The sequence below is a fragment of the Rhodococcus sp. 14-1411-2a genome (assembly GCF_002259485.1).
In the GTDB taxonomy this organism is placed as follows: Bacteria; Actinomycetota; Actinomycetes; order Mycobacteriales; family Mycobacteriaceae; genus Rhodococcoides.
This window is the reverse complement of the sequence record NZ_NPGA01000022.1, coordinates 32,157-55,250: the sequence shown is the minus strand read 5'-3', so window position 1 is coordinate 55,250 and position 23,094 is coordinate 32,157. Positions and strand designations below refer to the sequence as shown.

Genomic DNA, 23,094 nt, shown 5'->3' with positions numbered 1-23,094 from the left:
CTGCCGCGACCGCTCACTGCGTTTTGTTCTCAGTGGCGACGTCGAAGACATCGAGTGGAGTGTCGCGGGGATCTTCCCATGTGTTGGGCACCAACATCATTCGCGTTTCCATTTCCAATTCCGACAGCGCGTGTAAGTAGATCTGTGTTGTCACCACGGAGCGGTGCCCGAGCCGACGTCGCACCCAGTCCAGAGGGTCACCGAAGATCTGTGTCCATTGCCCTCGCTGTTCGGCAGTCATCTCAGTCATCGCGCTGATATGTCCGCGCTGAAGCTGTTCCAGAGTCACCACCGCGAACGTGTGCCGCAGGAGGTGAGCATGTGCAGACAGAGGAACTCCTGCTCGACGACACCGTGTGTTGGCGACTGCGAACATGTCTTTCCAGGTCGAGACCGCCATGGGGGTGCCGAACTCCGACAGCCAGAACGCGGCCGGCGTCAAACCATCGGGCCCGTCGATGAGCAAACGGCGGCGCTCGTCGGCATCGAGGTTGGAAACTTTCACGGTCGATCTCAGACCGGACCGAGTCTGCACGACGACCGGCGAATGCGGATCAGGGATCACGAGCGGGCGGCGAACCTGTTCGTACCGTCCGCAGGCGCGTGCGCGGTCGACGACCTCCGCGCGATCGAGTGTCACGTACCCGATCAGGTCGGCGATCACGGATTCAGGAACGTAGACCCGGCGGGCCGAACGACCTTTGGAGATGGCCGTCGGCAACCAAAAACGTTGATAGCCCCCCAGACTGCGAGCTGCGGGCACATCGAATACCGTCAGCGCCGCTTGCTCGGACAACCGCATCCCGGTGCGCACCATCAAGTCGCAGAATGACGCGTTGCGCGCCGCCCAGCGACCGCGAAACCCGGTGTCGTGGACACCGTCGGCGCGATATCCGCGAATCCCGACATCGCGCCACAAACGGTAGGACTGGGGTGGGAGCCACTCGATACGATCCGTCGCGGCATCGTGCGAGTAGGTTGCCGGTGTTGTGGTCGAAGAGTCATGACGGACGAAGCCCGCGCCGAACGGTGTTGGCTGTCGAACTCTGTGCGGCACAGGGTTTGTCAATATGTGGCCCGCGCGGACCTGCCATTGGTAGAACTTGTCGACTGCGGCAACCTCTCGGTCCCATGTCGCACCTTGTATGTGCGGCCCTTGGGGGTCGATCCTGCGCCAGCGCCAGTACGCCAGATGGTCAGCCTCGTTGACGTCGCGCCAACGAGTTCTGTCTCGTGAGACAGCAACGAAGTTCAAAAACGCGGCTAGATCGCGGGCGTAGCCCACCTGGGTGTTGCGCGCCTTCGTCTGCATATCGACTGATCTGAAGAAGGCATTTAGTTCGACGTCGTACTCGAATACCGGGTCGATGAGGAACGGCGTGCCGGCCACCAACTCTGGCCGCGCGAACCCAGGCCACTCCAAATTTGTGTCCGGAACCGCTGGCCGCGGCACCAACTCGTGTGGAGTGATACAAACACGCCAACCAGGTTTCGGCATGGTGGGCAACAGTACGTGGACATCTGTCCATCCGTGCACAAAACATAGCGCTCACCGTTGCAGGTTCGTCCGGAGGCGGCTCTTTCCGTGACGGGACACCTCTCAAAATCCGTTCCGAAGGTTTGGCAATGGACGTCAAGGTCCCCGGTCTGCTCTCGGCGTGGGTGAAAACATCACGGGGACAGTGGCTTTGCTGTTTGAGCTTCGACATCCCCATTGGTAACGGTAAAGGCTTTCTTCGTCTCGAAGGCCAGTGGTGCCCTGCCGAGGCAGCGACTCCCGTCGACTGACACTCGACCAATCGTCAACATATCTTGACGATATGGAGAGCGTCAAGATATGTTGACGATTATGGAATCGGAGAAGGCCCTCACCGCAACCGAGCTGACGGAGCTCTACGTCCAGTACAAGGACGCTCTCGTCGACGTCGACCTGGCCGATATGGTGCGCGAGCAGGGGCGCAAGGACGCCGGGACGTGGACCGCGAACGCCCAACGACGCATGGACGACGCGGTCTCCGATGTCGACGCACTCGAGATCAACGCCTTCCTCGCCTCGACGATGATCGCCGACCGCTACGCCATCATCGGACGCCTCCGCAGCCAGGAGCGACCCGTGCCGTGGTCGAAGATCGGCGAGATCCTCGGCATGAGCAAGCAAGCCGCACAGCAGTGGTACGACACCTACAATCTGCGCCCTCGCATCGAGAACCCCACCCGCCGCACCGACCCGGCGTGAGTCGCAGGCTCGATCATCCTGCGCTGTAAGCGATCCGAGTGTGCGCGATGCCACCTCTCGAAACCCGCAACGAATCAGCTCCCCTGCGCGTTGGCATCGAAATACGTTGCAGCACTTGACTATACAGTCTGAGACTGTAAGGTTAGGGGCATGGGAGAAACGCAGCGCGACCTCACAGCAGTCACCTCCGAATACGGCGACGAACGCCCCGAACGCGGCCTGGGAGTGTCCATCCGACGGGGCGGCATCGAGGTCGAGTACATCGACGCGACCGGCATCGAGGAGCACGCACCGATGGACTGGACCCCGGACATGGCGCAGGTGCTGCTCGACCGCCGCGGATACGCGGTCACCGGGCGCTGGGTCGACATCAGCGCCCCCTGTGCAGAAGATCCGATCTGGGAACTACCTGTCGCGAAGACCGCCGACCGCTGACCCTCGCTCGACCCTCCACCTGCGAGGCACCGGGCAGCTGATATCTGCCCGGTGCCTCACCTGCACACACTAACCAGGGAGACCGCCATCATGACCATCGCCACGGCTGCACAATCGGCACCGACCTCGACCGGCTACACCCTCGTCCACGCCGACCCGCACGACCTCGACATCACCGCCAACGTCCGCGACGGCGTCGACATCACCGCCGACCCCGAGTTCGTCGCCTCCATCGCCGCCCACGGTGTCCTCCAGGCCGTCTCGGCGGTCCGCCGCACCGACGGAACCCTGGTCGTCCACGACGGACAGCGCAGAACTCTCGGGGCCCGCGAAGCCGGTCTCACCTCGATACCGGTGATGGTCCGGGAGCAGTCCGACGACGAGAAGGCCGCAGGCATCGAACGCATCACCGAGCAGGTCGTATCCAACGATCAGCGCGAAGACCTCACCACCGGGCAACGCGCCGCCGCCGTCACCGGCCTGCTCGACCTGGGTCTGAACGTGCAGAAGGTCGCGACAGCACTGCACGTCCCCAAGGCCTACGTCGAAAAGGCCGGTCGCGCGGGGAGATCCGAGCGCGCTCGCCGCCAGCTCGACGACCGTCAGCTCACCCTCGAAGGGGCCGCGATTCTGGCCGATCTCGAAGACGCCGCGCAGACGGAGCCGTGGATCACCGAGGCAATCGAGCAGATCTTCGACAACAGATTCGGCTTCGAGTACCGCCTGGCCACCCTCCAGCGCCGCATCGACGAACGCGCCGAGACCACTGCCGCCGCAGCCGACTACATCGCGCGCGGCTTCACCCTGCTCCACGACGAACCGTCCACCAGCGAGGGGGAGTGGTACACCCTCGTAGACCTGCGCACCGCCGACGGCGCGGCAGTCCCGGCCGACGCCCCGGAGCAAGCACCGCACCTGTGGCACGTCCACGTCCACGAGACCGGCATCATCTGGGTCGACAAGACCACCCGCGAGGAAGTCGACGAGGACGACATCGACTTCGACACCGAGGGCGATGACGAGGCCGAGGCCGAGGCGTACGAGGAGCTGCGGCACGCAAACACGGTCGAGAAGGTGACCGCCTGGGGCCACGAGTTCTTCCTCCATCACGACAGACGGACTGCGGCCGGCCTCGAACTCTCCCCCGAGAAGATCGCCGCCGCCGACACAGAGGGTGGTGGAGACGCTGAGGACGGGTTGACCCCGGCGCAGCGGAAAGCGGCCCGTGCCGAAGCCGAACGCATCGAGAAAGAGCGGGCCGAACGCCGAAAGGTCAAGGCACTCAATCGCGCCGGAGCGACCGCGACCGAGGCACGGCGTACGTTCCTCACCGGCCTGCTCTCACGCAAGGACGTCCCGAAGAACGCCACCAAGTGGATGGTGACCACCCTGTCCACCCATGGTGATGTGTTCACCGAATCAAAGTGCTCGGAGCGGTACGCCGAGATCATGGGCTCCTCCCTACGTGAGGTCACCCGAAAGGTCGACGGTGCCACCGCCGCCCGCGCCGAGGTGCTGCTCCTTGCTCGCGTGCTCACCGCGTTCGAGGCCCGACTCACCGGCCCCCAGGACGCCAAGGACTACTGGCGCTTCTCCTCCAAGCACTACCGAGGCATGGTCGGCATCGACAGTTACCTGACCTTCCTCGCCGACAGCGGGCACACCCTGACCCCGGTGGAACAGGCCGCGATCGGCAACATCACCGTCGACACCGCCTACGCCGCCGTCGACGACGACGCCTGATCGAACCGCAACAACAGAAGGGCCCCGACCATCACCCGATGGCAGGGGCCCTTCCTGTTCGTCAAGAGATGTTGACGATCGAGGGGTTGGTGGGTTCGCTCGTCACGGTCGGAGGTCGGTCCTTGCACCGCTCCCTGGCCGGTCGGTGATCCACTGCTCGATGTCCTCCCGCGCATACAGCGGCGTGCGCGAGAGGTGTCGCGCCGGTTTCGGGGCCTGCCCGCGCGCGACGTACGACGACCACGTCTTGGTCGATATGGCCTTGCCGGTTTTGTCTTCGATCAGCGCCAGCACGTCGGCGGTGGTGAGTTCGTCGGGCATCGGGTGCTTCCTGGGTCGTGGTTGGCGATGCCCTGACCTTACAGGCTCCGACTGTAAGGACTTTGGTTCCGCACCTTGCACCTTACAGTCTCAGACTGTAAGGTTGGGGCATGGCCACGACACGCACCGAATCACACCAATGTGACTGGCAGTCAACGCTGTTCGATGACTGCGCATTGCCCGGTTGTGCTACCCCCGTTGCCGTGCCGGGGGACGTGTGCCAGTCCTGCCGCGCGGCGTTCGGGGACATGCTGACCGTGCGAGCCGATGGTCCTGACCTCGACCCAGAGCAGGTCCGCGCCGACCTCGCCGCCCGCGACGCGAGCACCCGCGACCAGTACCGAGCGCAGGCCGCGACCGTGGCTGCGGCGCAGCAGGTTTCGGCCCGCAAGCGAAACCAGATCTGCTGGCTCTGCAACGAGCGGCGAACCTGCACCTCTACCGGCGGACGCTGGGAATGCACCGACTGCCAGGCCCTGCCGGTCTGAGTAGCTGCACAGAGCCCGCGCCTCTCTCCCTCATCTTTTCTCCACCCGACCTGGGGAGTACTCATGACCGCCACCCTCACCGCGCCCACTATGCCCACGCGCCGCCGCCTCAAAGGAGTTGGAATGAAACTGATTTCGCTCGACACCCAGTTCGACGGAACGGTTGTCGACATTCTCGGCTACCGCACCGCGCCCGCAGGCCGCGTCGAGGTCACCGCCATCCTCGACGCACCCGGTGCCTGGTACAGCCGCACCCACCCCGTCGTCCTCGATGCCAGCGACGTACGACTCTCGCTCGCCCTGCAGTCCCTCACCCGCCCCGAGCTGGGCGTGCGGTGATGGCCGAGACCGTAGGCCAGATCGACATCTTCGAGGTGCTCGCCGCCGCCGAAGCCGAGGTGCAGAACAGCCGCGTCGACCGCCATGGCATCCCGATCCTGTTCGCCAGCCCCACCCGAGGGGTGGCAGCTCGCATCGCCGAATTCGAGACCTGGGCGACCACCTGGGGACGGCACGGCTCGAGCGCCGCTTCCCACGCGTTCGCACCGGGGATCTGCGACCCCACCACACCCACCGACACCTGCCAACCAACCTGCATCGCAGCGGACCTCGACTGCCAGTGCCCGGACACGAGCAGGGACGCTCCATGTCAGTGCGTCGGCGGCGACCTCTACCGCGGCGCGTGCACCGGCTGCCCGTGGGAAGGGGAGAACCGCGCCGACGAACACGAAGCAGTCTGCGACGCCCTCGATCACGCCCACCCCGGCTGGATCGACGACCTCCCGACCGTGATCCCCGAACGCAGACCGTCGCAGAAGGACCAGGTGTGGGCAGCGAAGGTCATCGAGGTCGTCGGGGAACGCCCCACCGGATGGCCCGTCATCACCCGACGTGGAGACACCATCGGCCTGCGCTCGGTCCCGAACCGCTCACCGTGGGGTGGCTACGACGTCGCCGCCGCCTCTGCTGACGCACACCTCGCCCGCCACTCCTGATCTTGATGCCCCACCGAGCCGGAAAGGCCCCATCTCCGATGAACAACCCGATACCTCAGCCGCCTCTCGCCTATACCGCCGATCTGGAAGTGTTCCTGTCGTACGTCCTGTGGGGATGCACCGCGCTCGGTATCGCGGGCATGATTTACGGCGGAGCCACGCTCTACTGGTCCCGCATGTCAGGTGGAGAGGCCAGGACAGCCCCGCAAATGTGCGGGGGAGGGCTCCTCGTTGCCGTCGCCGCCACCGCAGTCCGAGTGGTCCTCTTGCCGGTGTCGACCGAGGAGGCGACGGATCTCCCGTCCGCCGACCCGCTCGCGATTCCGGCAGCCGCCCCGGCACCGCCGATAGTCGATGCCGCACCCGACGTTCCGATGGACTGGACTCCGTTGGTCGGGATGGTCGTGGTTGTGCTTGCCCTCGCGCTGGCCGCGTACCTGAGCGTTCGGACCCGCAGCCATGTCGTCGACCGACGCAACGCCAAGAAGGCACTCGAAGCCGACTACGCCGCCGCCCACGCCGTCTACAGCGAGGTCGCGGACGCCTACGCCGCCTACCTGGCCGACCCGTACTCCATCTTCATCAGGCCCCTGCTCGACGACCTCACCGAGCCGCGCACCGCAGCGTTCATCGACGCCTTTGCCGCCATGAACGATGTCCGGCCCGAACAGTGCCCCGACACCGCAGAGCGCGTGCAGGCCTTCGCCGTCGCTGCGCAGAAAGCACGTACCGCCTGGCGCAGCGCCGACGGCTACGCCCGCACCATGGGGCTGCGCGTGACAAGCGTCGAGGGCCAACGAACCGTTCGCCGGATCCGCAGCGCACTCGGTATCGCCCTCGACACCTCGGCCACCGGGCAGGAACGCGAGACTGCGCTACGCACCGTCGAGGAACTCGCGGTCGGCATTGTCACCGTCCCCGACCGCATCTACGACAACGTCAAGATCGCCATAGAGACCACCACGCGCAAACAGCTCACCAGCTGACCCCAACCCGGCCCCGGTGGTGTCGACACCCAGCAGTGTGTCGGCACCACCTGGCAACATGACCCATCAACGACACAACAACGAACACAACCGTCGACTACGACTGGACCACAGCTCGAAACGGAGACACCCCATGAATCTCGTCAACCCCACAGCGCTGACCGTGTTCGTGGTAGCCGTCACCGGGGCCTACGCCCTCGGTATCCTCTACATACGCAGACCGTCCCGCACCGCACTGCATAGCAACGCACTTGCTCTCATCAGCCTCGCCGTAGTCGCTGCCACTGTCTTTGCCCTTACCTATCCAGACCTCGCTTGGGGATGGAAAGCCGCCCTTATTGCAGGCTTCATCTTGTTCGGCTACCAGTGCGCACGGATGTTCAACAGCACCCGTGAGGAGTACGAGGCCAGCCAGCAGCGCAGCTTCGTCCAGGCCACCGTCGAAGAAGACAGGAACCACCGATGAACCCGTTCACCACCTTCCGCGACCACCGCCGGATCCGCCAGGAATTCCTGTCCGACGACAGCGAAGAGAATGCGGCACGTTACTTCGAGTCAGCGGACGCAATGGACGGGCTTCGGATCGGGCTCAACAGATTCGCCGCTGTTGTGGTGGGCATCCTCGGGATCGCCGCTGCCGCGTACAACGTCAAGATGCGCTTCGACGGATCTGACGTCAGCATCATCGAACTCTTATTTCCCGCTCTTGCAGTGGCATTGGTGTTCGCTCTTGTCCGTATCGGCAACGAGCTGGGCTCGAAAGGGACGAAAGAGATCGTCGCCACCGCGAACAGGGCAAAGTTCGTCGGCGATCAACGCCGCAACAACCCGTCAGACCACTGACCGGCCGACCTCGACACAACGAACGGAGACACCATGGACATCGCCACCGCTGCGGACGGACACCAGAAAGCTCTCGATCTGGTGATGGACGAACCCACACTCGACAATCTCGAACAGTACGACGCCGCAGCGACCATCTACACGGGTTTCCTCAATCATCGAATCAGCCTCTATTTCCGGATCGGCATGGCGGGATTCGTCGCTCTCGGAGCGTTGTACTTCCTTCTCAACGCCCCGCCGGTCCCGGCCACCATCGCGATATGGGTGTGGGTGATCGCGGCAATGGTGCCGATTACCTGGAACATGCGCTGGCTACTCATGGTCCGCAAGCTCGTTGTCTCGGCACATGTCTTCGTGGACACGGCCAGCTCTCTTCGGAACGAAGGCTGACCGCGAACACGAACGTCGCCCGCACCCGACGCTACGAACTCGACCACTGACGAGCCTCGTCACCCTCCATCGCTCCCACGCAGAATCCCCGCCCGCTGTATCCCACAACGCCGCCGTAGAGCACCAGCTCCGGCGGCGTTTCGCATTTCCTGACAACGATGTCTCCTCGGGAATGCCGACGCAATTGAAACTCTATTTCGGCGCTCGAATAAATTCTTGGAATGCCTAATGCACAACCCCCTCGAGTGCATGTTGCGCCTTGTGGTTTCTATTCGTAAAGTCAAGGGCTGCAATGAAATCGAAGGAATATACATCTATGTTACCCATGGCCTATTCGCGCTTTTTGAGATAGAATTGAACCCATCACCGACATTCTTTCGAGGAGTTGTTCATGTCGATCACCGTGTACACGAAGCCTGAATGCAACAACTGCGATCAAACGAAACGGCGTCTGAACAAGCACGGCCTCGAATACGAAACGGTCGATGTCACCGAAGATGAGGCGGCGCGCGAGTTCGTCGCCGATCGACTCGGGTACCGGCAGATGCCCGTCGTGGTCGTCGAAGAGGCCACCGAGAACGGCACACACCTCGAACACTGGAGTGGCTTCCGGATCGACGCACTCGACAAGCTCGCCGCCACCGCCTGACCGATTCGCCTCTGTCCCTGCTCGAAACCCCGCCAGCGAAACGAGTCTTTCGATGACGCCCCTGAGTGCAGTTCCCTCACCCGCCGACGAGCCCACCGGCATCACCGCGCAGGGTCTGGTGTCCGTGGACGACGACGGCGCGGTCGATGACTGGAGCGCAGCCCACCGACCCTCCACCGACCCCGAGGCCCTGCTGCTGTCGGCATTGATGTGGAGCAATCACCCCGACGGGCCTACCGCCGAGACCCGGCGCATCGCCGCCACTGTCACCGCCGCCGACTTCGATACCGCCGCCTACGCGAGTCTGTACGAGGTCATCGCCGCACTCGTCGCGGCCGACGAGCAGCACGACCCGGCCAGTGTCACCCACGCTCTTGCCCGCGCCGGATCCGGCGGACCCGCCGGAGACTCGCTACGTCACCGCCTCACCGGCGTGGCCACCGCCGGTGGTCACGCCGCCGCTGCGGCCCACTACGCCGACATGGTGCTCTCGCAGGCCTACCGACGCAGCTACCGCACCGTAGGCGAGGCCATCGCTCAGGCAGCCGACGAGCTACCCGAGGAGTATCTGTTCGACCACATGGTCGAGCGCGGACGCATTCAACGCGCACTGTGGAACCGGCTCAACACTTTTCGCGGTGAACGATGACCGTCTCCGACACCACCCCGAGCGGCTCACCGCCACGCCGTCACTCATCCGCACCGACGACCCACATCTCCGACTACCGGCCCGAGCGAGGAACCATGACCATCCAGCGACCCTCCGCCGTCGACGACGACGCGACCCCGGCGTGCAGCGCCGACCCGTCGTCCTGGGATCTCGACGCCTCGACGAAGGATCGGTTGAAAATCGCCGTCCGAACCTGCCGGTTCGAGTGCCCGGTCTACCAGGCGTGCCGGGACGCGCTCGCGGCCGGCGCAGTGACACCCGTGTCGATGGTCGTGGCCGGGATCGCCTACGACTACAACGGTGACGTCGTCGACCTCGACAGTCCCCGCGCCCGCACCGGGCCCCGCAACGAACGCGACACCCGATGGATCGACGAACGCGGATACTCCTACAACGGGCACACCGGACGCTGGGAACCACCGGTGAGCGCCACCGAACAACGCCGCCGACGTATCGCCTGACCAACGACTGTCGAGACCCCTGCCTCGTAACAGATTGCGTTCGTAGAACCCTATTTTCGTCAGCAACACGAGCGTCAACGAAACCTGGAAGGTGAAATTCGATGCCCGAATGCATGATCGCAGGCGGTGGCACCCTTTCACCGCCCGCGGACTACCTCGTCTGGTGCAGCGGTGTCGGTGCCGATCCCTTCGACGTCGAGGCGCTCCAAGACTGGGACTACCTCCGCGCCTTCGAGATGACCGAAGCCGAGCAACGCGCCGTGACCGCATGGGCCGTCGGACTGGACCTCTACAGCGCAGCCTGAGACATACGCCGCCGGGCACTGGACTCCACCACATACTGCCCCTGCCGGAACTGAGGTCCTGAACGAAAGGAGACACCCGCACGATCGTGCAGGTGCCTCCTTGTCGTGGCAGTGATTCGGTGGCCATCTTCGGTGGTGCGGTGTGGACGCTACCGATCACACACGTCGACGTCTGCGTCCCAGTCGACCTGGTAGTCCACGAAATACGGGGCGTCGTCCATGCCGCTGCTCTCGAACATCGGGTACGCCCCCTTCTGCTGATCGGTTTGCAGCACCGCGATGTGAATCTCGTCCGCCGACATGTGTATCTGTCGTAGCTCGCCGGTCATCGCAGTGTCGGTCCACCGCAGTGGCGCGAACGTCACCCGGCAGCCGATGTCGCCGCCGTGTAGCCGATGAGCAGGCTTGGTTCCGATCTGTGGTTCGGTTCGCAGCCGATGCCGCCCGTGACCCATGTTCGGCGCTCATCCGAGTCCGTGATCGACCACGCGCGATGTCGCTGCGGTGTGCGCCGCGGGCGGTGGTGTGTGCAGTGTCGGGGAGTCCGCCCGCAGCGATCCGGTCGAGCGGGCCTGCGGGGGAGTGACCAACCCACGAGGCCGCGTCGATGCACGGTCGGCCTTGACCGCGTGCATCACGGGTGACGTCGATACCGAGGCGGACACAGTCGCATTCGCAGTGTCGTCCGGACGGGCGGCCGGCCTCGACCGTGCCCGCAGATCCTCGAGGTCGGCGGCGAGTGCGGTGATGTGTTCGGCGTCGGCGACCGGGTCGAGGACGGCGAGGTTCGCGCGCAGGTTCCGCACCTGCACGGACCGCTCGGCGGCGATGCGATCGGTGTCCGAGACATCCGCTGTGTGGGTCACGCGCAGGACGGTGTCGTTGCGCATCGGTTCGATGGTGCCGCCGAGATCGGCGGCGAGCTGCTCGGCGATGCGGTGCGCGTCATCGGGGGTGTATGAGCCGACGTCGGTGCGTGAGTTGGGGATCGGGCCGGGTCGGGTGGAGTACACCTCCACGTCGAGAACTGCGACTGCGTCGGGACCGTCGACCGCCGAATCGGGAAGCGGCGGTGACGCTTCGACGACGGCGGCTACTGCGGCGGTGACGTTGCGGGGTGCGGGGATGACGGTGCGCCGTGCACCGGAGGCGTAGGCCGGGAGTGCGGTCAGTTCGGCGGCGAGCTCGCCGGGGCTGCCGATGAACTCGACATCACGGCGTGAGGTTCCCTCGTCGACTGCGTCGATGACGACCGAGACGGTGTCGAGCTCGTAGGTGTCTGCCAGTGCTGCTGCTTGGGTGAGGGCGAACTGTCCGGCGGAGCGGGAGGTGTAGAACGCGCCGCGGTAGTGCACGAAACCGGGATCGCCGTTGCGGTCGAGGGTGGCTACTTCGACGTTGAATTCGGGCTGGCTCATAGTCGGTGGTCCTTCTCAGTGATGTGGGTGCGCCCGCACGAGAAGACGTGGCGAGCGCGCAAATGGCAGGGCAGTGGCGCGACCAGTACCGGTCGCAGGTGGTGCGAGAGCGGAAGTGTCAGTGCGCGTCTGCAGCCGAGGTCTGCGGTTCGGACGGCGTACCGGGTGTCGTCGACGAGGCGTCGTCGGGTCGGCGGTCGAGGCCGGTGGTGTTCTCGGCACCGACGCGGCGGCGCGGCGCACCGCGACCGGTCGTCCGCTTGGAGGTCTTGGATGATTTCTTGCCCACCGGTGTCGGAGCGGTCAGACCACTTCCGGTGAGTTCGGCGACCGTCCATCCGGCATCGAGCGCTTCTTTGTACGCGGCCGCGTGGTCGGCGTTCGCGCGTTCGGCCGCGCGGTTTGCGTCGGCGACCTTCTCGCGCGCATCAGCGGACGCCTGGGCGGCGTCGAAGAGTGACTCGATGTATTTGGTGCGGTTCTCGATCGCGGCGCGGGCGCGCGCCAGCGCGGTGTCTTTGTCGACAGCGGGAGAGACAGACATGGTGAGGGCCTTCCAGATTCGGTGCGCGGATATCCCCCACCGGACTGGCACCGATCGCTCACAGAGCTGCACAACCGGCAGTGCGGTGAACGCAGTGCGGAGTCAATCGGTACGGGTGGGGCGCGCTCGAACGTGACCCTCATCGACGCTCGAACTTGGTCTACAGCTTAGGGCAAACCAGTGTGTCCCGCCATGAGTCGCAACCGACGTCTGGGCTTTTGGTTCACAGCGCCCTGGAGGGGTGCAGCCAAAAGCTGGATGCGCCACAATTCCATGATGAGTATGGCGGACGACATCAACTCTCACCGCAGCAGCGTGGAGCGCGACCGACTTGAATGGGAAGCGAAACGTGCCGCTGCGCGCGGCACACTTAAGAAGCATCTCGAAGATCAGGCTGAGGACTTCATTGCCTCAGCTCGCCGTCTGAAAATAAAGCCCACAAATGGGTGGGTTCGACCTCGCTGGGACCTTGACCTCAGCGTCCCCAACGGGGAGATCTTCGATGATGGTTACATAAGTTCCAACGGTGCCAAGGTGCGGATATACAGCAATGGCACGGTTGTCCTGTGCAATCACGGCGGCATGCCCAGCTCCGATCCCAGCTACTCCTCGCTGACGCCTCCAACCGCAGGGCAGGTCCGTGGTGCGCTTATGAGTTGGCTTCGAGCGCGCTGACGACGTTCGCAGTTCCCAAAGGGTGTGTAGTGAGCGCCCGGAAACGTGCGTCACCAGCGTATGTCCAATCAGCTACTGCGAGTGTGTCTGCACCCGGTGGGTTGATGTTTCCCGTAGGCGTCTGCTGGCACTCTGTCGACCGTGACCGACGACGACGTCACCAGTTGGACGCGCGGCAAGGAGGCGTCGACAACCGTGCACCGGCCGCTGGAGGCGGCGCACGCAACGGTTGCATGAACACCGTTTCACGCATACTCAGTTGGCGTTGCATCGCGTGCGCATCGCACAAAGTGCGGTGTGTGCAGAAGCTTCGGTGCGTGCGCTGCGGTCGGTCAGTAGTAGTCGTTGCCGTAGGGGTCGCGGTGGTACCCGCGTCGGGGTCGGCGGTCGGCGACTCCGCTGGCACCGCCGAGTGCGAACAGGGGAAGCATGAACAGCATCACTGCGATGAACGCGCCGATCACTGCGATGAACGCGCCGAACACAACAGCGAGGACGACGAGGTACGCGCCGACGCCGATGACGGTGAGAATGTTCGCCACGAAACCTTTCCATCCGGGGTCGTTCTCGCCGAGGTATCGCACGTACCAGATCAGGAGTCCGGCACCGGCGACGGCGAGCAGGGGCAGCGGTCCGACGTCGTCGGTGAAAAGCGAGGAGAGCGTCATGTCGTACGTCCTTTTCGTTGAGGACTGCTCTCACCGGTGCGGCGGCGCGGCCCAGGCCTGATGGATCTATCTCTACCGAACGCCACCGACATGTGTCGGTGGCGTTCGGTTCAGAACAAGGTTGGTGGTGCTTGTGCGTCGAAGCTGTATCCGGCGAGGGCGGCGCGCAGTCGCTCGGCGTCGTAGCCGTTTTTGAGCGCATCACGGATCGCCACGGCCCGCCCGTAGCGCCCGCGCGGATCGCCGCCTGCGGGCGTCGGTCCGATGTGGCGTCCGGTTGCAACAGCGTGTGCAAGGTTCGCCGATTGGGTGCCCCGCTTGAGGTGACCGTCGTCGACTCGTACACACAAGGTTTCGTCGCAGTCGTGCTCGCCGACGATCCCGTCACCGAGGTCGCCGTGCGCGAGCAACAGCGCGAACCGGTGCGCCGACAACGTTCGTGGTGTGTCGCCGTCGGTGAAGGTGTAGCGACCGTAGCCGTCGGGAAAACTGACGGCCGATCGCCACAGCCAGCACGTCGGAGTGATGACCACTTTCGTCCAGAACCGGGCCACGGTCTTGGCGGTCAACGGTCCCTGCAACGGACGCCACGATCGACGTACCGACATCTCCGGTTCGACGATGGTGTCCCCGCCGAACAGTGCCAGTTGCGTCGTCGCGGTCACGATCAGCGTCCCGATAAGTGGTGACTGTCGGCGAGGTGTCGACGCCGCGCGTTCCGCAGCACAACGAACGCAACGGAGGACGCGTCGGCAAAGGTCGATCTCGTATTCGATCCTCCGGCCGCGAGTTCGATCGTCGGGGCGTGGAAGTCACGAAAACGCGCGTCGGGAACGGACGGTTGCGCGGGTTTCTCACGTCCGCCGAATCGGATCGTGGCTCGCTCCATGAACCCTCGGGTGTCGCGGAAGGAGATCGCGGGCCGCCACATTCCGGAGCTCTGCCCGGCCGACGCGTAGGCGAGGTCGGCGTTGATCATCACCGTTCCCAGGTGTGCCGAGTGCAGCGGAGACAGCACCGACGGTGTGATGCCGAGTTGGTGTCCGCGGGCGGTGCCGAACAAGTCGGTTGCGGTCTCGACGCCGATCTTGTCCGACACGCGGATGCGTGCGTTGTCGGTGTAGACCGCGTAGGTCCCGTGACTGGCGAAATCGGGTTCGAGCCACACCAGCGCCGCGCTGCGCTGCACGACCGACGCGGGTTCGGCGATCACAGTGCCGGTCGCGGCGGCGACACGTGTTGCGAGGTGCGGGTGCAGCAGTGCGACCCAGTCGGCGGCGGACTGACGCTGCGGGCCGAGGGTGAATTGCGCGTCGAGGCGTGCCGCGGTGTGCACGCGCACCCGGCCGGTGTCGTCGACATGGATATGCGGAACGGTGCCGTCGCTGCTCCAGGCGAGCACATTCGGATCCGTGTCCGGTGTGTGGGGAGCGGGGTAGCCCGCGTCGGTCAATGCCGCCACCAGTTCGCCGGTGTAGACGCTCATCTGTGTCCTCCGTTCGTGTCGTCGGCCGGTGCCTCGACGGTGTCCGGCGACGAGCCGGTGCCGGTGTCGGAGTCGTCCGAGGAGTCGGTGTCGGCGGTGTCGCTGAGCAGGGCCAGAAGTTTGCGTGCTTCGCCGGTCGTGATCTGGGTCAGTGTCGCGGCGGCGACGAGTGTTCCTTCGCGGGCGCGGATGTCGTCGAGCGCGCGGGCCATCGCGAGTTTCGCGGCGTCGATCTGCTCGGCGGCGGTGAAGAACGCCGTCAACGACGCCATGTTCGCCGCGTCCCGGCGCTGACGATCCGCGAGCACTTTCTGTTGCGCCGCACGCGCCCGAGCACGCGCAGTCATCCGAGCCTGTGTCGACGCCATGCGGCCAACCATAGCCCCAGACACCGTCAATTTCACAGATCCTGACACAACCTCCCGCCACATCACCGATCCACCACCAACGAAACCCCAGTTCACCCACCCACTCCGACCCATCACCTTTTACCGATCCGAAGCCAAAACCAACCCACAGACCTCATGCATTCAGGACAGTTTGTGGATTTCGCTGGTAAGGTCCGGTCCATGATGGGTCTGCACAAGCTCACCGCCGGGGACGGGTATACGTACCTGACCAGGCAGGTTGCAGCGGCAGATTCCACCGAACGAGGGGCCGCATCATTGGCCGAGTACTACTCCGAAAAAGGCGAATCTCCGGGCCGCTGGACCGGGTCCGGACTCGCCGAGCTGGAAACCATCGGCGCAGGGGAGCAGGTGTCCGAGGCGCACATGAAGGCGCTGTTCGGTGACGGCCTGCACCCCGAGGCCGACACGATGTACGCGGAAAAGTTCGCGGCCGAGCTCGCTGCCGGTGCGTCGACGAAGAACGCAGAGCGCGCGGCATCGGCGGCGATCAAGCTCGGTCGCGCGTTCAAGATCGACAACGGAGCGTCGGACTATCGGGTCGCGTGCGCGAAGGCGTTCGTCGAGCACAACCTCGCGGCCGGCGAGAAATGGAACGCACCGATCGAGGCCGAATCGCGCGCAACGATCCGCACCCGCGTCGCGAGGGAGATGTTCGAGCGCGAGTACGGACGCGTCCCGGCCGACGAGCGTGAACTGTCCGGGTGGGTCGCCAAATCGGGGCGGCAGAACACCAAAGCCGTCGCCGGGTTCGACCTCACGTTCACTCCGGTCAAGTCGGTCTCGGCGCTGTGGGCGGTTGCGCCGCGGGAGATCTCGCAGGAGATCGAAGCAGCGCACGACGCCGCGATCGCAGCAGCCCTCGAATACCTCGAAGAGCACGCCTGCTTCACCCGTCTCGGCAACGGCGGTGTCGCGCAGGTCGACGCGAACGGATTGATTGCCGCAGCGTTCACTCACCGCGATTCGCGCGCGGGTGATCCGAACCTGCACACCCACGTCGCGATCTCGAACAAGGTCTCCACGACTCTGCCGGACGGGACGACGAAGTGGCTCGCGCTCGACGGGGCCGCGTTGTACCGCAACAACGTTCCCGCCTCCGAGGTCTACAACACCGCCCTCGAAGCGCAACTACGTGAACGCATCGGAGTCGACTTCACTGAGCGCCCGAGCGAGGACCGGTCGAAGCGACCCGTCCGCGAAATCGTCGGCCTGGACACACGATTGGCCGAACGCTGGTCTTCGCGCAACGCCGCCATCGTCGTGCGCACCGCCGAGCTCGCACGCGCGTTCCAGGCCGAGCATCACCGCGAACCGACCGCCATCGAAGCGATACGGCTTGCGCAGCGCGCGACCCTGGAGACCCGGCAGGCCAAACACGAACCGCGCTCGCACGCCGAGCAACGCAGCGGGTGGCGCGCTGAGGCGGTCGACGTTCTCGGTTCACCGAAAGAACTGTCGAAGATGGTGGCCGAGGTGACCGGTAAGAAACGCACCCGGGCAAGCGTGGACATCGACGACCCACGCTGGATCGACTACACCGCCGCCGAAGTCGTCGAGGTCGTCTCCCGTGCACGCTCGCGCTACCAACGACACAACATTCGCGCCGAAGCGATCCGTCAGGTCCGCACCGCCAACCCGCCGGCCGATCGGATCACCGAACTCGTCGATGCGATCACAGACCGCGCGTGCAGCACCGACCTTGCCGTCACCCTGGGGGACGAGACAGGCGACGACGTTGCGGCAGACATCGCCCCGAATGTGATGCGCCGCCGCGACGGCGCAGACGTGCACACCCGCCACGAAGCGACGTTGTTCACCACCACTGCCGTACTCGACGCCGAAGCACGCATCGTCGCCCTTGCACAGCGCAACGACGGTGTGGCCCTCCCCGGCAAGCACGTGGAGATGGCACTGCTCGAGTCCGCGGCGAACGGCCGCGAACTCAACGCCGGGCAGCGCTCACTGGTGCGGGCGATGGCCACGTCCGGTGCGAAACTTCAGCTCGCACTCGCTCCCGCCGGAACCGGCAAGACCACCGCCATGACTGCGCTGACACGGTCGTGGCAGAACGCAGGCGGACACGTTGTCGGGTTCGCGCCGACTGCTGCTGCCGCCGCAGTCCTGCGTCAAGATATCTTGACGACTACCGATACGTTGGCGAAGTTCGTCGACATCACCAAGCGGTTGCGCAACGGCGATCCGGTGTCCGTTCCCGAGTGGTACACCGACATCGGCGAGGACACTCTCGTCATCGTCGACGAAGCGGGGATGACCGGCACCCTCGACCTCGACGACGCAGTCACCGCCCTCGCTGAACGCGGTGCAACGGTGCGGTTGATCGGCGATGATCAACAGCTCGCGTCCGTCGCTTCCGGTGGTGTCCTGCGCGACATCCACGACCGCGTCGGTGCGCTCACCCTCTCGCAGGTGGTGCGCTTCCGCGACAAGGCAACCGGCGCGGCCGAAGGCGCGGCATCGCTCGCACTGCGCGACGGCGACGACGCCGCGATCGGCTTCTACATCGACCACTCCCGGCTGCATGTCGGCTCCATCGCCACCGTCACCGACGACGCATACAGCGCGTGGAGCGCCGACCGCGCCGCCGGCAAGGACGCACTGCTGCTCGCCCCCACTCGTGAACTCGTCGCCGAACTCAACACCCGTGCCCGCACCGACCGCCTCGCCGCCGCCGACGCGAAGGTCGGACGTGAAGCCGTCCTCGCCGACGGCCTCCGCGCGAGCGTCGGGGACATCGTCCGCACCCGCTCCAACGATCGCCGCAACCCGCTCTCGCAGACCGACTGGGTCCGCAACGGTGACCGCTGGACCGTCGAGAAAGTCGGTCGCGACGGATCGCTGATAGTGCGGCACCTCGAACTCGGACGCACCGTCACCCTGTCACCGGACTACGTCCAGTCCGCTACCGAACTCGGCTACGCCGGAACGGTGCACTCCGCGCAAGGCTCGACCGCCGACACCTGCCACGTCGTGGCCACCGGCGACGAAACCCGACAGCTCGCCTACGTCGCACTCACACGCGGGCGACTGAACAACCACATGTATCTCGCGACCGCATCGGACGGCGACCTGCACACCGCGATGACCGAACGCGGAATGCTGCCCCCGACCGCCGTCGACGACTTCCGGGCGATCCTGCGCCGCGACGGCGCGCAGGTCTCCGCGCACTCCACCCTCACTGCAGCCGACGACCCTCACACGCATCTGGCACCGGCCGCGAACGCCTACGACTACTCCGTCGCCACCGCCTGCGAAGTCCTCGCCGGACCCACAGTGATGGCCGCGATCGACACCGCCGCCGACGCCGCGGTCGCCGGCCTCACCGACGACGCCGCATGGCCGGTCCTGCGTGGACACCTCGCGATCCTCGCCGCACACGGACGGGACCCGGTCGACGCACTGAACACCGCAATCACCGAACGCGAACTCGGCAGCGCCTTCGACCGGGCCGCAGTCCTGGACTGGCGACTCGACTCCACCGGACGCCACTCGACAGCACGTGGAGCGTCGGCGCAGGGACCGTTGCCGTGGCTGCCCGCCATCCCCGAGGTATTGCGCAAAGAACCGGAGTGGGCGAGCTACCTCGACGCCCGCGCCGACGCCATCACCGGTCACCGAGACCGCATCGCCGCCGACATCGCCACGTGGACACCGACGACTGCACCGGTGTGGGCGCGCCCGCTGCTCACCGACGAACCCGACCGGGGGCTGCTCACCGATCTCGCGGTGTTCCGCGCCGCACACGACGTCGACCCGGCCGACCGTCGCCCGACCGGACCCGAGCAGCTCGCCGCCGCATCGGCGAAAGCGCAACGCAGCCTCGACCGCCGCGCCGAGACCGTCATCGGCACCACCAACGACGCCGTGAAGCGGTGGCGACCGTTCGTCGACGAACTCGACACCCACATCGCCCGCGATCCGTACTTCCCGATCCTCGCCGACCGACTCTCCGCCGCCGCCCGCGCCGGAATCGAAGTCCACACCCTCGTCCGCGACTCCCTCGCCGCATCGCCGCTGCCCGACGAGCTGCCCGCTGCCGCCCTGTGGTGGCGACTGTCCGGTGAACTCTCCGCCGCCGCGGTCGACGCGGACACGGACGGCCCGGTCCTCGAACCATCCTGGGCACCGGTACTGACCGAACTGCTCGGCTACACCGCCGCCGTCCGAGTCATGTCCGATCCGGCGTGGCCCTCGCTCGTGGCGACCGTCGACGACGCCGACCCGGCACTGTGGACACCGGGACAGTTGCTCGGGACCGCGTACGAGTTCCTGCACGGCGGCATCGACCCGGTCGATCACGGTGTCACCCTGCCCGCCCACGAACTCGCCACCGCGCTGACGTGGCGGGCCGAGATGCTGGTGCGTGAGAACCACCTCGCCCGCACCTACACCCCACCCACCGCCGAACCACTGTCGATCGAGGACGAAGAAGCCGTTCTCGTGGTCGACGAGGCGGTCTCCGACACCGTCGGCGGTGAGCTGCCGGACGAGTTCGTCATCCCGACAGCACTACCGACCGAGGCTGCTGCGTCCGACACCGTCGTCGACGGCTCGACCGCATCGGTTCCGGTCGATGCTGATGCCGACTACCTCGCCTCCCTCGATGCACTCGACGCCCCCGTAGACTACGACCAGCCGCCCCCGCCGGAATACGACGGCGGCTACGACGACGAGTTCCCCGGAATCGACCACGAGGCCGACGCAACACCACTCGGCATCGAGGACACCACGGTCGAGGGCGGCACCGACGACACCGACGCCGAAGTAGACGTGTGGGAGGCGCTGCGCTCGTACGTCGAGACGATCGAGCTGCCGTACCCGACGGTCACCACCGACGAACGAGTCCGCCTGCTCACCCAAGATCTCGACGACGCAAAAACCACGTACCGAGAGCTGCGCGGTCGGATTTCCGACGGCACCAGCCCGGCACAGTTCCATGCCCGCACGATGCTGTCCGAGCTGCAGGAGCGAGCCGACCGGCAACGACCCGCCCGGATCGCGATGCTCGACACCCGCCAGGAATGGACCGACCGCGAGTTCGAGGCCGAAGCGCTCTGGCATCACATCGACACCGTCATCCGGCCCGCAGTCGCCGCCGACGTCGAAGCCGCCGGGGACGACGACGATGCCCGCGCCCTCGCTCAGCGCGGTCTCGACTGGGAGATCTGGCGCGCCGGATTCGTCGACGACACCGCGACCGCCGCGCGCACCCGCGCACACGAAGCCGCCGCCGAGTACGAGCGCGTCACCGCCGCAGACGGGGGAGAAGTCACCGCAGTCGACGTCACCACCGCACGCCTGGCGGCCGAGAGCATCGACCTCGCCGCGCTCGCCGAGCTCAAGGCCGATGTCGACCGCACTGAAGCGATGCTGTGGCGGGCCGAACAGGCAGCGAAGCGTTCCGCGATGACCGACACTCCGACCTTGACGACGCAGGAGCAGCCCACTGCCACCACCGCGGCGGTTGACGCATCACAAATCGATACCGTGGTCGAGCAGCTCGAGCACGAAGCGCCTGCCCAGACAGAACTGGCGGTGAAGGACACCAGCGAGACCGCCAACGATCCGCAACCGGTGCTCTCGCCGGCCGACGCCGCTCTACACGCGAAGATGGAACAGGACCCGATCCGGCTCGTCCCGGACGCCGAGTTGATCGCGTTCGTCGACCGCGCTGGACGATCGCGCACCGCACCCACCGTCGTCGCGGACACCGAGAAGCTGTACGCCCGACTCGACGAGCAAGCTGCAGCCATCGCCGACGCCCGCGAACTCGCAGCCGAACTCCGCCGAGTCACCGCGCAATACGAAGCCGCACACACCGAACACACGACGCTCACCGAGCAGCTGTCGACCGCGAAGAGACGTGAACGCAAGACCCTCGAACCCGCAGCCGCCGAAGCGCGTCTACGGGAAGAACGCCTCACCCGCCAGGTGCGAGACACTCAACGCGCCGCACGCGACGCCGCCGGACGTGTCCAGGCCGAGACCGGCGAGTGGCCGGCGATCGTTCAACGCGCCACTGACCCTGAACGCCGCGCCGCAGATCTCGCCGCCGCCGCGGTGTTCGATACCGCCATCACCGAACGCGGACGGCGTCTGCGAGCAGTGACTCTGGCGGGCGACCGCCATGCTGCTGAACAGCGCATTCGCGCCGGTGCCGGTGCCATCGAGATGATCGAAGCTTCTTCGATCCACGGAATCACAGACACCGGTAGCGGTGGGCGCAGCGCTGAGAATGTTGATCCGGAGGCGCAGAAGAGCATCGCGCGCCTGCTTGCGGACGCACCTGGACCCGGACGAGTGCGCGGAGCCACGGACACTCGGAAGCAGCCGATGGAGCTGGACTCGGCCACACAAGAGCGTGGGATCGACCACGATCATGGGCTGTGAGAAAGCAGTGAGTGCCGTCCCCTTTCCAGTCTCATTCGTTGCTGTCGCGAGGATGAGTCCGAGGTGTCCCTCAGCCAGCTACGGGTAGACGTAATCGCCGTCTTCTTCGACCAGCTCACCGCTCTGGACAGGGGGCGGAACTGCCCCGCACGCAGCGGCGTAGTCCTCCGCAATGGCGGGGTTGGAATCGCCCGGATTGTCCGCATACCAACCTGATAGCTGAGCGCACCGGCCGTCGTCGCTGTCCGAGCCGATCCAACCGAAGAACTGGACGGCAGCAAACCCGGCCGCCACGATCACAGCGATAATGCACAGACCAACAAAAGCCATTCCCACGCGCTCGCCGCCAGTAGCCGGCGCACTGGGATCTCGCACCCACATCCGTTCCTTCGCCGACCAGTAGTACCCATGAGCGCGGGTGAAATCAGACGGAGAATCCGGCCATTTCAAGTCTCGCAACAACTCGCCTGTCGGCAACTTCTTGTTGGGAGGAACGCCGGGAGGTGAACGCCGAGCTGAACGAGAGTTACGGCTTCGGCTCAGCCCAAAACCTCGATTCATGGAACGGCCTGCTGTGGATGAAGTGAGCGCTGCCGTAGCGCTCCGCCCTGCCATGTTGGATCGGACGACGGGTACGTATTCCCTTGCAGCATCACCGGCTTCGGGCGAAGTCACGAGCACACAGTGCCGGTTCTCTTCGGGGGCGAGACCCTCATCGTCGCCGGGCACATGAAAGATCACGTACCCCGGCGCTCCCGGCCCGGGGTAGAGAAACGTCACCGACTCGATGTGGCCATACGCGATGGCGACCTTGTCCGAACCCTTGCCCGCATCAGGATGGAACTCGAGCGTCACACCCTGGGAATCGACTGTCACGTTGCCGTCCGAACCTCGATACGTGGTCTCCACAGTCTGCCTCCAGGTGCACGGTGTGCTTGCCGGAAAGTCGTCCACAGGCGACCA

At 65.6% G+C, this 23,094-nt stretch carries 26 protein-coding genes; 16 read left to right on the top strand and 10 right to left on the bottom strand.

Going from position 1 to position 23,094, the window contains the following annotated elements:
* Window positions 1-13: 13 nt before the first annotated feature.
* Window positions 14-1,498: a tyrosine-type recombinase/integrase gene (locus CH291_RS25815; RefSeq protein WP_255175799.1), complete on the bottom strand. Its 1,485-nt coding sequence runs from the start codon at window positions 1,496-1,498 to the stop codon at window positions 14-16.
* Window positions 1,499-1,849: 351 nt separating this feature from the next.
* Between CH291_RS25815 and CH291_RS25805 the strand changes: the two genes are divergently transcribed.
* The 3 genes from CH291_RS25805 to CH291_RS25795 all read left to right on the top strand — a co-directional run bounded on the left by CH291_RS25805 (window position 1,850) and on the right by CH291_RS25795 (window position 4,414).
* A complete protein-coding gene (locus CH291_RS25805; RefSeq protein ID WP_094689009.1) occupies window positions 1,850-2,236 on the top strand; it encodes a hypothetical protein in 387 nt (128 codons plus the stop codon).
* Window positions 2,237-2,386: 150 nt separating this feature from the next.
* Entirely contained in the window at window positions 2,387-2,671 is a 285-nt protein-coding gene (locus CH291_RS25800) for a hypothetical protein (protein ID WP_094689008.1), read from the top strand.
* 90 nt (window positions 2,672-2,761) lie between these two features.
* Complete coding sequence (locus CH291_RS25795) at window positions 2,762-4,414, top strand: ParB/RepB/Spo0J family partition protein (protein ID WP_094689007.1); 1,653 nt, start codon at window positions 2,762-2,764, stop codon at window positions 4,412-4,414.
* Window positions 4,415-4,516: 102 nt separating this feature from the next.
* On the opposite strand, the gene CH291_RS25790 is transcribed toward CH291_RS25795, so the two are convergent.
* Window positions 4,517-4,735 carry a helix-turn-helix transcriptional regulator gene (locus CH291_RS25790; RefSeq protein WP_094689006.1) on the bottom strand — a complete coding sequence of 73 codons (219 nt, stop codon included), beginning with the start codon at window positions 4,733-4,735 and terminating at the stop codon, window positions 4,517-4,519.
* 110 nt (window positions 4,736-4,845) lie between these two features.
* Between CH291_RS25790 and CH291_RS25785 the strand changes: the two genes are divergently transcribed.
* From CH291_RS25785 to CH291_RS25735, 11 genes are all read left to right on the top strand, one after another.
* Window positions 4,846-5,223: a hypothetical protein gene (locus tag CH291_RS25785; RefSeq protein WP_094689005.1), complete on the top strand. Its 378-nt coding sequence runs from the start codon at window positions 4,846-4,848 to the stop codon at window positions 5,221-5,223.
* Window positions 5,224-5,346: 123 nt separating this feature from the next.
* Complete coding sequence (locus CH291_RS25780) at window positions 5,347-5,562, top strand: hypothetical protein (RefSeq protein WP_141214454.1); 216 nt, start codon at window positions 5,347-5,349, stop codon at window positions 5,560-5,562.
* The gene (locus CH291_RS25775) at window positions 5,562-6,218 is read left to right on the top strand and encodes a DUF6349 family protein (protein ID WP_094689003.1); all 657 of its coding nucleotides are present in this window, start codon (window positions 5,562-5,564) and stop codon (window positions 6,216-6,218) included. Before CH291_RS25780 ends, CH291_RS25775 begins: the two co-directional genes overlap by 1 nt.
* A 38-nt stretch (window positions 6,219-6,256) precedes the next feature.
* On the top strand, window positions 6,257-7,204 hold the full coding sequence (locus CH291_RS25770) for a hypothetical protein (RefSeq protein ID WP_094689002.1): 948 nt from the start codon (window positions 6,257-6,259) through the stop codon (window positions 7,202-7,204).
* A 133-nt stretch (window positions 7,205-7,337) separates the two neighbouring features.
* A complete protein-coding gene (locus CH291_RS25765; RefSeq protein WP_094689001.1) occupies window positions 7,338-7,670 on the top strand; it encodes a hypothetical protein in 333 nt (110 codons plus the stop codon).
* Window positions 7,667-8,047, top strand: coding sequence for a hypothetical protein (locus CH291_RS25760; RefSeq protein WP_094689000.1), 381 nt, complete (start codon window positions 7,667-7,669; stop codon window positions 8,045-8,047). Before CH291_RS25765 ends, CH291_RS25760 begins: the two co-directional genes overlap by 4 nt.
* 33 nt (window positions 8,048-8,080) lie before the next feature.
* Window positions 8,081-8,437: a hypothetical protein gene (locus tag CH291_RS25755; protein WP_094688999.1), complete on the top strand. Its 357-nt coding sequence runs from the start codon at window positions 8,081-8,083 to the stop codon at window positions 8,435-8,437.
* A 391-nt stretch (window positions 8,438-8,828) separates the two neighbouring features.
* Window positions 8,829-9,086, top strand: coding sequence for a glutaredoxin family protein (locus CH291_RS25750; protein WP_094688998.1), 258 nt, complete (start codon window positions 8,829-8,831; stop codon window positions 9,084-9,086).
* A gap of 52 nt (window positions 9,087-9,138) precedes the next feature.
* Window positions 9,139-9,735 carry a DnaB-like helicase N-terminal domain-containing protein gene (locus tag CH291_RS25745; RefSeq protein ID WP_094688997.1) on the top strand — a complete coding sequence of 199 codons (597 nt, stop codon included), beginning with the start codon at window positions 9,139-9,141 and terminating at the stop codon, window positions 9,733-9,735.
* Window positions 9,732-10,217: a hypothetical protein gene (locus tag CH291_RS25740; protein ID WP_094688996.1), complete on the top strand. Its 486-nt coding sequence runs from the start codon at window positions 9,732-9,734 to the stop codon at window positions 10,215-10,217. The genes CH291_RS25745 and CH291_RS25740 overlap by 4 nt, the downstream gene beginning before the upstream one ends.
* Before the next feature lie 101 nt (window positions 10,218-10,318).
* Window positions 10,319-10,522: a hypothetical protein gene (locus tag CH291_RS25735; RefSeq protein ID WP_141214456.1), complete on the top strand. Its 204-nt coding sequence runs from the start codon at window positions 10,319-10,321 to the stop codon at window positions 10,520-10,522.
* Window positions 10,523-10,671: 149 nt separating this feature from the next.
* Here CH291_RS25735 and CH291_RS25730 read toward each other — a convergent pair whose 3' ends face one another.
* The 3 genes from CH291_RS25730 to CH291_RS25720 form a co-directional block, all read right to left on the bottom strand.
* Window positions 10,672-10,977, bottom strand: coding sequence for a hypothetical protein (locus CH291_RS25730; protein ID WP_094688994.1), 306 nt, complete (start codon window positions 10,975-10,977; stop codon window positions 10,672-10,674).
* Between the two features lie 9 nt (window positions 10,978-10,986).
* The gene (locus CH291_RS25725; RefSeq protein ID WP_094688993.1) at window positions 10,987-11,940 is read right to left on the bottom strand and encodes a hypothetical protein; all 954 of its coding nucleotides are present in this window, start codon (window positions 11,938-11,940) and stop codon (window positions 10,987-10,989) included.
* A 118-nt stretch (window positions 11,941-12,058) separates the two neighbouring features.
* The gene (locus CH291_RS25720; RefSeq protein ID WP_094688992.1) at window positions 12,059-12,484 is read right to left on the bottom strand and encodes a hypothetical protein; all 426 of its coding nucleotides are present in this window, start codon (window positions 12,482-12,484) and stop codon (window positions 12,059-12,061) included.
* A gap of 276 nt (window positions 12,485-12,760) precedes the next feature.
* Between CH291_RS25720 and CH291_RS26630 the strand changes: the two genes are divergently transcribed.
* A complete protein-coding gene (locus CH291_RS26630) occupies window positions 12,761-13,159 on the top strand; it encodes a hypothetical protein (protein WP_143545968.1) in 399 nt (132 codons plus the stop codon).
* Between the two features lie 332 nt (window positions 13,160-13,491).
* On the opposite strand, the gene CH291_RS25715 is transcribed toward CH291_RS26630, so the two are convergent.
* The 4 genes from CH291_RS25715 to CH291_RS25700 all read right to left on the bottom strand — a co-directional run bounded on the left by CH291_RS25715 (window position 13,492) and on the right by CH291_RS25700 (window position 15,681).
* Window positions 13,492-13,827 carry a hypothetical protein gene (locus CH291_RS25715; RefSeq protein ID WP_094688991.1) on the bottom strand — a complete coding sequence of 112 codons (336 nt, stop codon included), beginning with the start codon at window positions 13,825-13,827 and terminating at the stop codon, window positions 13,492-13,494.
* Window positions 13,828-13,937: 110 nt separating this feature from the next.
* Window positions 13,938-14,492, bottom strand: a complete 555-nt coding sequence (locus tag CH291_RS26965; RefSeq protein WP_176456966.1) for a hypothetical protein — start codon at window positions 14,490-14,492, stop codon at window positions 13,938-13,940.
* Between the two features lie 2 nt (window positions 14,493-14,494).
* A complete protein-coding gene (locus tag CH291_RS25705) occupies window positions 14,495-15,313 on the bottom strand; it encodes a hypothetical protein (RefSeq protein WP_094688990.1) in 819 nt (272 codons plus the stop codon).
* On the bottom strand, window positions 15,310-15,681 hold the full coding sequence (locus tag CH291_RS25700) for a hypothetical protein (RefSeq protein ID WP_141214458.1): 372 nt from the start codon (window positions 15,679-15,681) through the stop codon (window positions 15,310-15,312). The genes CH291_RS25705 and CH291_RS25700 overlap by 4 nt, the downstream gene beginning before the upstream one ends.
* A 201-nt stretch (window positions 15,682-15,882) precedes the next feature.
* Here CH291_RS25700 and mobF point away from each other — a divergent pair, with 201 nt between their 5' ends.
* Window positions 15,883-22,131, top strand: a complete 6,249-nt coding sequence (gene mobF, locus CH291_RS25695; RefSeq protein WP_176456967.1) for a MobF family relaxase — start codon at window positions 15,883-15,885, stop codon at window positions 22,129-22,131.
* A gap of 78 nt (window positions 22,132-22,209) precedes the next feature.
* On the opposite strand, the gene CH291_RS26625 is transcribed toward mobF, so the two are convergent.
* A complete protein-coding gene (locus tag CH291_RS26625) occupies window positions 22,210-22,986 on the bottom strand; it encodes a hypothetical protein (RefSeq protein WP_143545967.1) in 777 nt (258 codons plus the stop codon).
* Window positions 22,987-23,094 lie beyond the last annotated feature (108 nt).